Genomic DNA, 12943 nt, shown 5'->3' with positions numbered 1-12943 from the left:
GCTGGCGTCCCAGGGCGCGAAGCTGTGGATCCCGACCACGCCGCACGGGCCGGTGGTCAGCTCGGCGGACGCCGGTGACCGCGGGGCGTGACCGGCCCTGAGCGGCACGGCGTGGTGGGACGGCCTGTCGCGCCGACACCCACCGGATCCCCGTCCTGATTTGTGACGGATCGGTCCCCTCCTTACGGTTCCAGCGTCCGGCCGGTCGTCTTCCCCCGCCCGGGGGGCCCGGACCGGATGCCGCCGAGTCGCACCCAGACCGTGGGTGCGAGCCGGGGACCCACCTGTACCACCGGGGTGAGTCCCGCCCCCGGTCACCCGGGGGTGGGTAGGGCACTCCCAGCCCGAACCCGTCAGCTCACCCGGTAGGCGGCCAGGGGAGAACGGAGAACAACCGCGCCCGGGGCTCCCGAGCCCCCGCGCGCGCAGGTCCGGGACCGTCGCGCTCCCGCCTGCCCCGCTGCACGATCCAGCCGCCGCACGCCTGCCTGCAGCCGGACCCCTCGTCCGGCCGGTGCCGCGCGCCCGGCGGCCGGTCCCTGCACGCCGTGGCCCGTGCCGCGGCGGCGACCGGCCGCCATGCCGCCGTGCCGGGACGGCGCCCTGCGGCTCTGCCTCACAGGAGACGACTCCATGCACGCGAACACCTCCGCCGGACACACCCGTGCCCTGCGCACCCCCGGCGGCGCGTCCACGCGCCGCCGCGCCCTGCACCTGCTGACCGCCACGGGGGCCATGACCCTCGCCCTCGCCTTCGGCGGGCAGGCGGTCGCCCAGGCCGACACGCCACGCTGGGGCGGCAACGACTCCTCCTCCAGCTGGGACGGCGACCGGCGGGGCGACGGACGCGGCGACGGACGCGGCGGCGCCGCACCGGCCGCCGCACCCGCGCCGGCCCCGGCACCCGCCCCGGCACCCGCGCCCGCGCCGGCCCCGGCACCCGCCCCGGCACCCGCCCCGGCAGGCTCGGGCGAGCAGGCCTACAAGGACCACGCGCTGGCCGGCCTGGGCGGCGACACCACCCAGTTCGGCTGCCTGGAGCAGCTGTGGGAGCGGGAGAGCGGGTGGAACCCGAACGCGCAGAACCCGACCAGCACCGCGTACGGCATCGCCCAGTTCCTCGACTCCACGTGGGCGGGGACCGGCATCGCCAAGACCTCGGACCCGTTCCGGCAGATCGACGCGGGGCTGATCTACATCGAGAACCGCTACGGCAGCGCCTGCGCGGCCTGGCAGCACTTCCAGGCGAACAACTGGTACTGAGCCACTGACCACCGCGGGCCCCCTCCGGCAGCGGAGGGGGCCCGCGGTGCGGCCGGTGGAGCCCCGGCTCAGCCGGCGCGCAGCACCGGGTAGTCGGTGTAGCCCTCGGCGCCGGGTGCGTAGAACAGGTGCGTCCGGGGCTCGTTCTCCGGGTGCTCGCCGGCCCAGCGCTCGACCAGGTCGGGGTTGGCGATCACCGGCCGGCCCACGGCCACGACGTCGGCGTGCGCGGCCTCGATGAGCGCCAGCGCCTCCTGGCGGGTGGTCACGGTGGAGAAGCCGCTGTTGGCCATGAGCGGGCCGCCGAAGCGCCGGCGCAGCTCCTGCACGAGCTCACCGGCGGGCTCGCGGTGCAGCACGCTCAGGTAGGCGAGGCCCAGCGGGCGCAGCTGGTCGAGCAGCGCGCCGTAGGTGGCGAGCACGTCGTCGCGGTCGGGCTCGAGGGCGTCCTGGATGCCGTGCTCCGGCGAGATGCGCAGGCCCACGCGGCCGGCGCCGATCGCCTCGGCCACGGCGGTGACGACCTCGACCACCAGGCGGGCGCGGTTCTCCGGCGAGCCGCCGTACTCGTCGTCGCGGACGTTGGACGACGGCGCGAGGAACTCGTGCAGCAGGTAGCCGTTGGCGCCGTGGATCTCCACGCCGTCCAGCCCGGCCTCGACGGCGCGCTCGGCGGCCCGGCGGAAGTCGCGGACGACGTCGCGGACCTCCTCGGTGGTCAGCGCGTGCGGCACCGGGTACGGGTGCTTGCCGGTCGTCGTTCGCGCCACGCCGTCGATGGCGATCGCGCTGGGGGCGACGACACGGCGGCCGCCGTTGGTGTCGGGGTGGGTGACCCGCCCGCCGTGCATGACCTGCATGACGATCCGGCCGCCGCGGGCGTGCACCGCCTCGGCGACGCGGCGCCAGCCGGCCACCTGCTCGTCGGTGACGATGCCGGGCTGGCCGACGAAGGCCTGCGACTCGTGGTTCGGATAGGTGCCCTCGGTGACGATCAGGCCGATCGAGGCGCGCTGCGCGTAGTGCTCGACGACGAGGTCACCGGGGACGCCGGAGTCGCCGGAGCGCATGCGGGTCAGCGGCGCCATGGCCACGCGGTTGGCGAGCTCGAGGTCGCCGAGGATCACGGGGGAGAACAGGTCCACGCCTGGTTGCGACACCGCGCGGCGCCGGAGCATTCCGCGGTGCGGGCGGCGTCACACCCGGCACGATGACGCCGTGTCCCTCCTGACCGACGTCGTCGACGGCTGGTCCCCGGGTCCGGTTCCCGACGCGGCGACCGTCCTCCCCGGGCCCGCCGCGGCGTTCGCCGCCCTGCTGGACCAGCCCGCGCCGCCCCTCGCCGACGGCGACCCGCTGCCGCCGGGCTGGCACGCGTTCACCTTCCTCGAGCACCCGGCCACCGCCGACCTCGGCGAGGACGGCCACCCGCGCGAGGGGCACTTCCTCCCGCCGCTGCCGCACCGGCGCCGGATGATCGCCGGCGGGCGGCTGGCGGTGTCCGCGCCGCTGCGGGTGGGGTCGGTGGTCGAGCGGACGTCGTCGCTGGCCCGCTGCGAGGTCAAGGCCGGCCGCAGCGGGGAGATGCTGCTGGTGACGGTCCGCAGCGAGTACCGGGAGGGCGGTGCGCTGCTGGTGACCGAGGAGCAGGACGTCGTCTACCGCTCGCAGGAGGGCGGGTCGTCGCCGGCGCCGGCCGGGGCGGGGTCGCCGGAGGTCGGGGGCGGGCGCGCGGTGGAGGTGCTGCCCGACCCGGCGCTGCTGTTCCGCTTCAGCGCGCTGACCTACAACGCGCACCGCATCCACTACGACCAGCCCTACGCCACCGCCGTCGAGGGCCACCCCGGGGTGGTGGTGCACGGCCCGCTGCTCGCGCTGCTGCTGCTGGAGGTTCCGCGCCGCTCCGCACCGGACCGGTCCGTCACCTCCTTCGCCCACCGGCTGACCCGGCCGGCGTACGCGGGCACGCCGGTGCGGGCGACCGGCCGGTTCGACGGCGACCGCGTCGAGCTGACCGCCGCGGCGGCGGGACAGCCGGCGTCGGTCACCGGGACCGCGGTGCTGGAGGCCTCCCGGTGAGCGTGCTGAGCGCCGAGGAGCGCGACGTCGTCGGCACGGTGCGCACCTTCGTCGACCGCGAGGTGCGGCCGGTGGTCCGCGAGCTCGAGCACGCGGACACGTATCCGGAGGCACTGATCGCACGGATGAAGGAGCTCGGCGTCTTCGGGCTGGCGGTGCCCGAGCCGTGGGGCGAGGCGCCGGTGTCGATGCCCTGCTACGCGATGGTCACCGCGGAGCTCGCGCGCGGCTGGATGTCGCTGGCCGGCGCGATGGGCGGGCACACCGTCGTCGCCAAGCTGCTGGTCGCGTTCGGCACCCCCGAGCAGCAGGACCGCTGGCTGCCGCGGATGGCGACCGGCGAGGTGCGGGCGACGATGGCGCTCACCGAGCCCGGCGGCGGGTCGGACCTGCAGGCGATGCGGACGGTCGCCCGGCGCGACGGCGACGGGTACGTCGTCGACGGCGCGAAGACATGGATCACCAACGCGCGCCGGTCGCAGCTGATCGCGCTGCTGTGCAAGACCGACCCCACCGCGCAGCCGCGGCACCGCGGGGTGTCGGTACTGCTCGCGGAGCACGGTCCGGGGCTGAGCGTCTCCCGCGACCTGCCCAAGCTCGGCTACAAGGGCGTGGAGAGCTGCGAGCTGTCCTTCGACGGGTACCGGGCGCCGGGCGACGCCGTCCTCGGCGGGGTCGAGGGACGCGGGTTCGCGCAGATGATGACCGGCCTGGAGACCGGCCGGATCCAGGTCGCCGCCCGGGCGCTCGGCGTCGGGCAGGCCGCCTTCGACGACGCGCTCCGCTACGCCCAGGAGCGGGAGAGCTTCGGGAGGCCGATCTGGCAGCACCAGTCGGTGGGCAACCTGCTCGCCGACATGGCCACCTCGCTCACCGCCGCCCGGCAGCTGGTCCTCTACGCGGCCGAGCGATACGAGACCGGGCAGCGGTGCGACATGGAGGCCGGGATGGCCAAGCTGTTCGCCTCCGAGACGGCGATGAAGGTGGCCCTCGACGCCATCCGGGTGCACGGCGGGCACGGCTACTCGACGGAGTTCGACGTCGAGCGCTACTTCCGCGACGCCCCGCTGATGATCGTCGGCGAGGGCACCAACGAGATCCAGCGCGACGTCATCGCCCGCCAGCTGGTCGCGCGGGGCGGCCTGGAGTGACGCCGGGCGTTCCCGCGGGAACGCGCAGGTAGCGGTCGACGAGGGAGACCAGCAGGTCGGGCCGCTCGAGGTGGACGTCGTGCGCGGTGGGCGTCACCACCAGGTCGACCAGCTCCGCGGCCTCCGCGGTCGCCGTCAGCCGGTCGAGGACCCACCGCTCGTAGGCGCTCCACGCCGGCTGCGCCGCACCCGGGAGCAGCTCGGCCATCGACTCCCCGCCGCGCACGACCACCAGCGGGCACCGGGCCCGGGCGTAGACGTCGAACAGGTCGAGCGCCTCGATCGCGCGCATCACCTCGGCCATCTGCGGATCCAGCCCGGCGCGCATGCCCTCGAGAGTCTCCTGCAACGCGGCGACCGCGGCCGGCTCGGGCGCGCCCGCGTACTGGTCGGCGCGGGTCGGGTTGCCGTGCCCGTCGGCGTTGACCGCCAGCGGGCACTCGGAGTGCTCGGTGGCCCACAGCGCCGCGACCATGCCGCCGAGCGAGTGGCCCACCACGGCGGGCCGGTCCAGCCCGAGCCGCTCCACGACGGCGGCGACGTCGGCCACCGCGGTCGGCCACGACCACGGCGCCGGAGGCGTGCCGCCGTGCCCGCGCAGGTCGACGGCCACCGGCGCGTACCCGAGCGCGCTGCCCGCCGCGACGTCGTCCCAGTCGGCGACCGAGCGCCCGCCACCGTGCAGCAGGACCACCGGGCGGCCGCCGTCCCCGCCGGTGCGCACGTGCAGCGGGACGCCGTCCGCCGTGACGACCGTGGTCTCCATGCGCCCTCCCGATCAGCCGGCCCGGGCGGCAGCCAACCAGGCGCGACGGCATCCGGCACGCGCTTTCCCGGGGCGTTCCCGCGGGAACGTCCCGCGCCGCTGACCTGCGGTTCTGTCGGACCCTCCTCGTATGGTGTCGAACACGTGTTCGAGGAGGAGCGCATGACCGACGCGACCGACCTGCCGCTGGACGAGCTCGCCCGGCGCATCACCGGCGCCGCGGTGCGGCTGGCCGCCGCCACGGCGGCCTGGCTCGCACTGATCGCCGAGTTCGACCGCCGGGAGGGCTGGGGTGGGGCCGGCATCCGGTCCTGCGCGCACTGGCTGGCCTGGCAGTGCGGCCTCTCCCCCGGCACGGCACGGGAGCACGTGCGCGTGGCGCGGGCGCTGACCCGGCTGCCGCGGATCCGGGCCGCCTTCGCCTCCGGGCGGCTGTCCTACTCGAAGGTCCGTGCGCTGACCCGGGTCGCCGAGCCCGACACCGAGGCCGCCCTGCTGGAGCTGGCCGCCGAGACCACGGCCGCCCAGGTCGAGCGGGTGGTCCGGGAGTGGCGTCGCTCGGACGCGGTCGACGAGGACACCGTGCGCGCCAAGCGCCGCTTCGAGCACTGGTGGGACGACGACGGGATGCTGCACGTCCGGATGTGCCTGGACGCCGAGGAGGGCGCCGCCTTCCTCGCCGGCATCGACGCGGAGGCCGAGCGCGCTGCCCGCCGCGACCGGGCCGCGGCGAAGCGGACGGCGGCGGAGCGGACGGCGGCGGAGCGGACGGCGGCTGGCGCCGGGGACACCGACGCGGACGCCGACGGGCCGGCGGACGACCGCGACGAGGTGGCGCTCGCCCGCGAGCGGACGGCCGAGCGCCGCTGCGCCGCGGCCGCCCGGCTCGCCGCCGCCCTCCCGGAGGTCGACCGCAGGGCCGGCGACCCACCGCGGCGCGAGGTGGTGGTCCACGTCGACGCCGCGGTGCTCGCCGATGACGCCGCGGCAGGCCGGGCCCACCTGGAGGGCGGCCCGCCGCTGCACGCGGCCCGGGTCCGGCGGATGCTCTGCGAGGCCACGGTGGTGACGATGCTGTCGCGGGGCCGCGAGCCGCTGGCCGTGGGCCGGGCCCGGCGGTTCGCCACCCGGGCGCAGCGGCGGGCGCTGTTCCGGCGCGACGGCGGCTGCGCCCGCCCCGGCTGCCCCGAGCGGCGGGTCGAGCGCCTGCACGCCCACCACCTGCGGCACTGGCTGTTCGGCGGCGCCACCGACGTCGACAACATGGTGCTGCTGTGCGACGCCGACCACGGCCTGGCGCACGACCTCGACCTGGTCATGACCCGGCGGGCGGGTGAACTGGTCGCCGTCACGCCCGACGGCCGCCGGGTGTGGGGCCCCGCGGACGTCGCCTTCATCGCCGGCGTCGGAGGAACGGCCGGCGCCGGCGACACCGGGGGCGCGCCGGACGGTCCGCTCGGGGAGCCGCGCCCGGACGCCGCCGCCTCCTCCCCGGTCACCCGGCTGCTCTTCCCCGACCGGGCGCCCGACCTGCCCGACACCCTGGCCGTCGGCGGGGAGCGGATGAGCCTGTCCTACGTCGTCGGGGTCCTGTTGGGCAACCGAGACCTCGAGCGCCGGCTGCGCGCCGGGAACGGCGGCGGGCTGTCGGCGGTGGCCTGAGCGCCGGGCGGCGTTCCCGCGGGAACGCCGAGGGCGGCCCCGGCCGGAGCCAGGACCGTCCTCGTCGGGAACTGCGGCGGTCAGGCCACCGCGCGGCGGCGGGTGACGACGGCACCGGCGACCAGGGCGACGACGACCCACCCGGTGAGGACCAGGACCGACTGCGTCTGCGCCTGGCCCTGCGACAGGGCGAGCACCGCCTCGGCCGGGTCCAGCTTCGAGCCGACCTCGGGCTTGAAGGTCCGGACGACCGGCAGGACGCCGAGGATCACCAGGTACAGCGAGGTCAGGGCGGCCGGCGTGTTGGCCAGCGCGGCCCCGACGCCGGCCCCGGTCACCGCGAACACCGCGCCGGCGGCGACGAACACCCCGACCGCGCGGCCGGCGCCGTCCCAGGAAGCGCCGTCGACCATGCCGGCGAGGACGGCCGCGGTCAGCGCGACGGCGACCGCCGCGGCGACCGCGCCGATCAGCGCGACGGCGACCGTCTTGGCGGCCAGCACCCGGCCGCGGCGCGGGACGAGCAGGTAGGTCGTCTGCACCGTGCGGTGGGTCCACTCACCGGCCGTGGACAGCACGCCCAGCGACAGCAGCACCAGGCCGGTGAGCATGCCCATCACGCCGAGCGGCCCGACGACCGAGCCGAGGGACTCGTCGCTGGCGCCCGCGACGATCGCGGTGGCCGCGGGGGCCAGCAGCATCGAGGCGACGGCGAGCGAGCGCCCCGAGCGGGTGGACAGGGACTTGCGCACCTCGATGGCCACGAGGGCGGCCGGCGACGGCGCGCCGGCCCGCACCGGCGGCCGGACGGTGGTGGACACGGGGGCGAGAGCGAGAGCGGAAGCGGAGGCGGTGGTCATGGCGGGTCTCCAGGGAGGGAGGAGGGGGCAGGGGGATCAGGCGGTGAGCTGGAAGAACAGGTCCTCGATGCCGCGGCGGACCGGGCGCAGGTCGGTGAGCACGTGGCCGCCCGCCGCGGCGACCACGCCGACCTCGCCGGGCTCGGCGCCGGGTACGACGAGGGCGCCGTCGGCTCCGTGTTGCACGTGGAACCCGGCGGTCTCCAGCGCCGCGGTGAGCGCGGCCGGGTCGGCGGCGTGCACGGCCGTCCCCTCGCTGCCGAGCAGGTCGCTGACCGGCCCGTCGGCGACGATCCGGCCGGTGCCGATGACGAGCAGCCGGTCGACGGTCGACTCGACCTCGCCGAGCAGGTGCGAGGACAGCAGCACCGTGCCGCCGCGGGCCGCGTGGCCGCGCAGCAGGTCGCGCATCCAGCGGATGCCCTCGGGATCGAGCCCGTTGGCCGGTTCGTCGAACACCAGCACCGGCGGGTCGGCCAGCAGCGCGCCGGCGATGCCCAGGCGCTGCCGCATGCCCAGCGAGTAGCCGCCGATCCGGCGCCCCGCGGCGGGGGTGAGGCCGACCAGCTCGAGCACCTCGTCGGCGCGCGCGGCCGGCACCCCGATGGTCGCCGCCATCAGCCGCAGGTGGGTGCGCCCGGTGCGGCCCGGGTGGACGGCGGAGGCGTCGAGCAGGGTGCCGACGACGGCGGCCGGGTTGGCCAGCGCGTCGTAGGGCCGCCCGTCGATCCGGGTGCTGCCCGCGGTGGCCGGCACGAGGCCGGTCATCATCCGCAGCGTCGTGCTCTTGCCGGCGCCGTTGGGACCGAGGAAGCCGGTCACGGTGCCGGGCTCGAGGACGAAGGACACGTCGTCGACGACGGTCCGGGAGTCGTACTGCTTGGTCAGTCCGCTGACCTCGATCACGGGGACCTCCTGCGGGTCTCGACCGGCCGGTCCGGTCACGGCGTCGAGAGTGGCCGCGCGGTCCCCCCGGCCGCGTCGGCCGCGGGGCTCGACCTGCGGCGACGAGCGGGCGATCCCGTGTCATCCGAAAGAGGACACGCAGGCGAGACGACCGGCCGACCCGCCGCCGGCCCCGCGCTGCATACGCTCCCGGCATGGGGTTCCGGGAGCGCGTCTGGCCCGGTCTCCGCGCGGGCAGCATCGGGTTCGAGGCCCTGATCGCGCTGGTCAGCACCGCGACCGTCGTCGTCGGCGTGGTCACCCCCGAGGCCGAGCTGACGCCGGACGCCGTCCTCGTCGTCGGCGGCCTGCTGCTGGTCGTGACCCTGTTCCTCTTCCGGCGGTCGGCGCCGGTGGTGCCGTTCGTCATCGGTGCCGCCCTCGGGGCGCTGGTCCCGGCGCTGACCGCCGGCATGCTGCTCACCGCCTACGCGGTCGGCCGCTACGAGGGCCGGTGGCCGGTGCGCATCGCCGCCGGCGCGCTCGGGACGGTCGCGCTCGTCCAGCCCTGGGCCATCGGCACGCCGGAGGAGGCGGTGGGGGCCCTCGGCGGGGTGGCCATCGCCCTCGTCCTGCCCGCGGCGCTGGGGATCTGGCAGCGGACCCGCGCGCTGCTGCTCGAGGCGCTGCGCGAGCGGGCGGTGCGCGCTGAGACCGAGCGCGAGCTGCTGGCCCGCAACGCCGTCGTCTCCGAGCGCACCCGGATCGCCCGCGAGATGCACGACGCCGTCGGGCACCGGGTGAGCCTCATGGTGCTGCAGGCCGGCGCCATCGAGGTGGCCGCCGGGGACCCCGGGCGGGTGGAGCAGCTGGCCGGTCAGGTGCAGACGGCGGGACGGCAGGCACTGGAGGAGCTGCGGCAGATGGTCGGCGTGCTGCGCGCGGAGGAGGTCGACGAGGCCGCGCCGCTGGGCCCGCAGCCCGGGCTGGCCGACCTGCCGCGGCTGGTCGGGTCCGCCCGGGACGCCGGGATGGCGGTCGACTGGACCGGGCCCGCGGAGGGGACCGCACCGGTCGACCCCGTCGTCGGCCGGGCGGCGTACCGCATCGTGCAGGAGGCACTGACCAACGCCGGGCGGCACGCCCCCGACGCGCCGGTGCGCGTGTGCGTCGAGCGGCGGCCCGGCGAGCTGCGGGTGCGCGTGGTCAACGGCCCGCCGGCCCGCACCCCCACCGCCGTCCCCGGCGGCGGCTTCGGCCTCGTCGGGCTGACCGAGCGGGTCCGCACCCTCGGCGGGCAGCTGAGCGCCGAGCCGCGGCTCGACGGCGGCTTCGGCGTCGAGGCGGTGCTGCCGGCATGAGCGCCGACGCCCGGCGGATCCGGGTGCTGCTGGTCGACGACGAGGAGCTGGTCCGCTTCGGCCTGCGCACCGTGCTGGAGGCGGCCGGCGACATGGACGTCGTCGGCGAGGCCGGCGACGGTGCCGCGGGCGTGGCCGCGGCGCGCGAGCTGCGCCCCGACGTCGTGCTCACCGACATCCGCATGCCCGGCACGGACGGCCTGACCGCCACCCGGGAGATCCTCGCGCTGCCCGACCCGCCGCAGGTCGCCGTCCTCACCACCTTCCACGTCGACGAGTACGTCTACGCGGCGCTGGCCGCCGGAGCCGCCGGCTTCCTGCTCAAGGACACCCCGCCGCGACAGATCGCCGCGGCCGTGCGGGCGGTCGCCGACGGGACGGCGACCCTCTCCCCCGCCGTCACCGCCGGGCTGATCGCGTCCTACGTCGGCAGCCGCGCGACGCCCCGCCGGGCCGAGGCGCTGCAGCGGGTGGCCGCGCTGTCCGACCGCGAGCGCGAGGTGCTCGCCCTGCTCGGCAGCGGGGGGTCCAACGCCGAGCTCGCCGGCCGGCTGTTCGTCAGCGAGGCCACCGTGAAGACCTACGTCTCCCGGCTGCTCACCAAGCTCGACCTGGCCAACCGCACGCAGGCGGCGATCCTCGCCCACGAGGCCGGCCTGCTGGAGGGCTGAGCGGGGCGTCAGCGCGAGAGCAGCCGGCGGGTCTGGCGGGCGCGGGCCACGAGCGAGCCGTCGACGGCGCGCAGCTCGGCGTCGTCCACCGCGACGTCGCCGTCGGCCCAGGTGGTCACCTGGTCGATGCGCACCCAGGCGCCGGTCTCCGGCGGCGGGCCGGCGAGGTGCGCGGTGAGCTCCACGGTCGGCATCGCGGCCGGCGTGGTGCGCACGGCGAACAGCGACGGCGGCAGCGCGTCGATCAGGACGCCGAGCTGCACCAGCGGCGGGAGGTCGCCGTCGATGCGCACCCACCCCGACAGCCGCGGCTCGGGACCGCCGGCCAGCGGGCGCGAGGAGCCGAGCGCGCGGATCTCGGTGTGGTCGGCGATCGGCACGAAGTCGCGCGGGAGCTGGAACGGGACGCCGTCGCGGACCGCCGGGCCCGGCGGCACGGGCACCGGCTCGGTGACCGGGGACGCCGGGCGGGCCAGCGTCAGGACCTGGGCGACGGCGCGCAGCTGCCCGTCCTGGCTCATCGTGGCGCGGACGCTGCCGGTGGTCCCGGCCCGGTCGGCGACGGCGTCGACCGACGTCGGCGTCCCGGGCTCCACCCCGGCGAGCAGGTGGGCGGTGACCGCACGCGGAGCGGCGCCGGCCAGGTCCGCGGCGGCGGCCAGGAGGTGCCCGACCACCAGCCCGCCCTGCACGTGCGTGAAGGACCGCCAGCTCGGGTCGAAGACCAGCCCGGTCGCGGGGGTCGCGGTGACGGCGGTCACGGCAGCGCGGGGTACAGCGCCGCGACCCCGCCGGCCAGCCCGGCCTGCACCCGCCGGCTGACCTCGTCGGCGACGATCTCGTAGCTGCCGGCGGCCAGGCCGTCGACGGCGATCCGGGCGACGTCGGCCGGGTCGGACTTCGGGGCGTCGATGCCGGCGGTCATGTCGGTGTCCATGTAGCCGACGTGCAGGGCCGACACCCGGATGCCGCGAGGGGCCAGCTGGGCGCGCAGCGCGTTGGTCATCGCCCACGCCGCGGACTTCGACGCGCAGTAGGCGCCGGTGCCGGGGAACGCCACCCACGACAGGACGGACAGGACGTTCAGCACGCCGCCGCCGGCCGGCAGCTGGGGCACGAACGCACGGGTCACCGCCAGCGCGCCCAGGTAGTTGACGTCGAGCTCGCGCCGGACGTCGTCGAGATCGCCGTCGAGCAGGTCGACACCGGTGCCGACGCCGGCGTTGTTGACCAGCAGCGTCACGTCCCCGGTGGCCGCGGCGGCGGCCGCGACCGACGCCGGGTCGGTCACGTCGAGCGCCAGGGCCTTGGCGCCGGGCAGGTCGACGGCGTCGGGGTCCCGCGCGCCGGCGTACACGGTGGCCCCGCGGGCCTGCAGCTCGAGCGCGAGCGCCCGGCCCAGGCCCCGGTTGGCTCCTGTGACCAGGGCGGTGGTGGCGGCGATGTCCACGGGTCCTCCTCCCGGCCCAGTTGGACTGTCCAACCCAGCCGGGAGGACCGTACACGGAGTCGGTCCGAGGATCAAACCGTGGTGTCGGCGTCCTCCAGGGCGAAGGAGCCGGTCCGCACCTCGCCGACGCGCCGGTGGGCGGTCATCACCGCGCCGGTCGAGGTCTGCACCGAGGAGACCAGCTCCCAGGTGCGCGGCGCGGCCCCGCCCTCGAACAGCCGCTTGCCCTGCCCGAGCACCACGGGGAAGACGATGGTCCGCAGCTCGTCGACCAGGTCCTCGGCCAGCAGCGTCTGCACCAGCCCGATCGAGCCGTGCACCTGCAGCTCGCCGCCGTCGGCGGCCTTCAGCTCGCGGACGGCGGCCGGCACGTCGGCGCCGAGCAGCCGGGCGGAGCTCCACTCCAGGGACGTCAGCGTCCGCGAGGCCACGTGCTTGGTCTTCGTCTGCAGCGCCTGCGCGACCGGGTCGCCGGTGGCGTCCACGTGCGGCCAGTGCGCGGCGAAGATCTCGTAGGTCGTGCGGCCGAGCAGGAAGTCCTCGGCACCGCGGAACCAGGCGTCCATCTGCTGCCCGAACGCCTCGTCGGCGAAGGGCACCAGCCAGCCGCCGTACGGGAAGCCACCGGAGGGGTCCTCCTGCGGACCGCCCGGGGCCTGGGCGACGCCGTCGAGGGTCAGGAACGTGGTGACGGTGAGCGGGCGCATCGGTCTCTCCTCCGGTCGCGGGGCTGTCGGGGTGCAGACGGCGGACGCGACCGCGACTCATCGGTCCGGGTGAGGCGCCGGCCGCGCC

At 76.7% G+C, this 12943-nt stretch carries 13 protein-coding genes and 1 riboswitch; of the genes, 6 read left to right on the top strand and 7 right to left on the bottom strand.

What is annotated here, in order from left to right; translation table 11 throughout:
• Positions 1 to 231: 231 nt before the first annotated feature.
• Positions 232 to 387: riboswitch (cyclic di-AMP (ydaO/yuaA leader) on the top strand.
• Positions 388 to 633: 246 nt separating this feature from the next.
• Entirely contained in the window at positions 634 to 1263 is a 630-nt protein-coding gene (locus FN207_RS04820; protein WP_185938160.1) for an aggregation-promoting factor C-terminal-like domain-containing protein, read from the top strand.
• A 68-nt stretch (positions 1264 to 1331) separates the two neighbouring features.
• On the opposite strand, the gene FN207_RS04815 is transcribed toward FN207_RS04820, so the two are convergent.
• Positions 1332 to 2408 carry an alkene reductase gene (locus FN207_RS04815; RefSeq protein WP_142457130.1) on the bottom strand — a complete coding sequence of 359 codons (1077 nt, stop codon included), beginning with the start codon at positions 2406 to 2408 and terminating at the stop codon, positions 1332 to 1334.
• Between the two features lie 73 nt (positions 2409 to 2481).
• On the opposite strand from FN207_RS04815, the gene FN207_RS04810 reads away from it, so the two are divergent.
• Entirely contained in the window at positions 2482 to 3342 is an 861-nt protein-coding gene (locus tag FN207_RS04810; RefSeq protein WP_142457129.1) for an HTD2 family dehydratase, read from the top strand.
• Entirely contained in the window at positions 3339 to 4493 is a 1155-nt protein-coding gene (locus FN207_RS04805) for an acyl-CoA dehydrogenase family protein (RefSeq protein WP_142457128.1), read from the top strand. Before FN207_RS04810 ends, FN207_RS04805 begins: the two co-directional genes overlap by 4 nt.
• Here the strand turns inward: FN207_RS04805 and FN207_RS04800 are convergent.
• Positions 4453 to 5259 (bottom strand): alpha/beta fold hydrolase, encoded by an 807-nt coding sequence (locus FN207_RS04800; RefSeq protein WP_142457127.1) that lies wholly within the window; start codon positions 5257 to 5259, stop codon positions 4453 to 4455. The two genes, FN207_RS04805 and FN207_RS04800, sit on opposite strands and share 41 nt — an antisense overlap.
• Before the next feature lie 162 nt (positions 5260 to 5421).
• On the opposite strand from FN207_RS04800, the gene FN207_RS04795 reads away from it, so the two are divergent.
• Entirely contained in the window at positions 5422 to 6921 is a 1500-nt protein-coding gene (locus FN207_RS04795; RefSeq protein WP_142457126.1) for an HNH endonuclease signature motif containing protein, read from the top strand.
• An 80-nt stretch (positions 6922 to 7001) separates the two neighbouring features.
• On the opposite strand, the gene FN207_RS04790 is transcribed toward FN207_RS04795, so the two are convergent.
• The gene (locus tag FN207_RS04790; protein ID WP_142457125.1) at positions 7002 to 7781 is read right to left on the bottom strand and encodes an ABC transporter permease subunit; all 780 of its coding nucleotides are present in this window, start codon (positions 7779 to 7781) and stop codon (positions 7002 to 7004) included.
• A 36-nt stretch (positions 7782 to 7817) separates the two neighbouring features.
• Positions 7818 to 8687, bottom strand: a complete 870-nt coding sequence (locus FN207_RS04785) for an ABC transporter ATP-binding protein (protein WP_142457124.1) — start codon at positions 8685 to 8687, stop codon at positions 7818 to 7820.
• Between the two features lie 194 nt (positions 8688 to 8881).
• Between FN207_RS04785 and FN207_RS04780 the strand changes: the two genes are divergently transcribed.
• Together FN207_RS04780 and FN207_RS04775 are read left to right on the top strand one after the other, a co-directional pair.
• A complete protein-coding gene (locus tag FN207_RS04780) occupies positions 8882 to 10027 on the top strand; it encodes a sensor histidine kinase (RefSeq protein ID WP_142457123.1) in 1146 nt (381 codons plus the stop codon).
• Positions 10024 to 10698 (top strand): response regulator transcription factor, encoded by a 675-nt coding sequence (locus FN207_RS04775; RefSeq protein WP_142457122.1) that lies wholly within the window; start codon positions 10024 to 10026, stop codon positions 10696 to 10698. Before FN207_RS04780 ends, FN207_RS04775 begins: the two co-directional genes overlap by 4 nt.
• 8 nt (positions 10699 to 10706) lie before the next feature.
• Here the strand turns inward: FN207_RS04775 and FN207_RS04770 are convergent, their stop codons facing one another.
• From FN207_RS04770 to FN207_RS04760, 3 genes are all read right to left on the bottom strand, one after another.
• On the bottom strand, positions 10707 to 11459 hold the full coding sequence (locus tag FN207_RS04770) for a thioesterase family protein (RefSeq protein ID WP_142457121.1): 753 nt from the start codon (positions 11457 to 11459) through the stop codon (positions 10707 to 10709).
• Positions 11456 to 12148 carry an SDR family oxidoreductase gene (locus FN207_RS04765; protein WP_142457120.1) on the bottom strand — a complete coding sequence of 231 codons (693 nt, stop codon included), beginning with the start codon at positions 12146 to 12148 and terminating at the stop codon, positions 11456 to 11458. The genes FN207_RS04770 and FN207_RS04765 overlap by 4 nt, the downstream gene beginning before the upstream one ends.
• 71 nt (positions 12149 to 12219) lie before the next feature.
• Entirely contained in the window at positions 12220 to 12855 is a 636-nt protein-coding gene (locus FN207_RS04760) for a dihydrofolate reductase family protein (RefSeq protein WP_142457119.1), read from the bottom strand.
• Positions 12856 to 12943 lie beyond the last annotated feature (88 nt).

The organism is Geodermatophilus aquaeductus (assembly GCF_900182545.1).
In the GTDB taxonomy this organism is placed as follows: Bacteria; Actinomycetota; Actinomycetes; order Mycobacteriales; family Geodermatophilaceae; genus Geodermatophilus; species Geodermatophilus aquaeductus.
This window is presented reverse-complemented; position numbering and strand designations above follow the sequence as displayed.

Coding starts and splice junctions, on each gene's coding strand:
- FN207_RS04820 (WP_185938160.1), top strand. CDS start 634: ATGCACGCGAACACCTCCGCCGGACACACCCGTGCCCTGCGCACCCCC.
- FN207_RS04800 (WP_142457127.1), bottom strand. CDS start 5,259: ATGGAGACCACGGTCGTCACGGCGGACGGCGTCCCGCTGCACGTGCGC.
- FN207_RS04795 (WP_142457126.1), top strand. CDS start 5,422: ATGACCGACGCGACCGACCTGCCGCTGGACGAGCTCGCCCGGCGCATC.
- FN207_RS04790 (WP_142457125.1), bottom strand. CDS start 7,781: ATGACCACCGCCTCCGCTTCCGCTCTCGCTCTCGCCCCCGTGTCCACC.
- FN207_RS04780 (WP_142457123.1), top strand. CDS start 8,882: ATGGGGTTCCGGGAGCGCGTCTGGCCCGGTCTCCGCGCGGGCAGCATC.
- FN207_RS04775 (WP_142457122.1), top strand. CDS start 10,024: ATGAGCGCCGACGCCCGGCGGATCCGGGTGCTGCTGGTCGACGACGAG.
- FN207_RS04760 (WP_142457119.1), bottom strand. CDS start 12,855: ATGCGCCCGCTCACCGTCACCACGTTCCTGACCCTCGACGGCGTCGCC.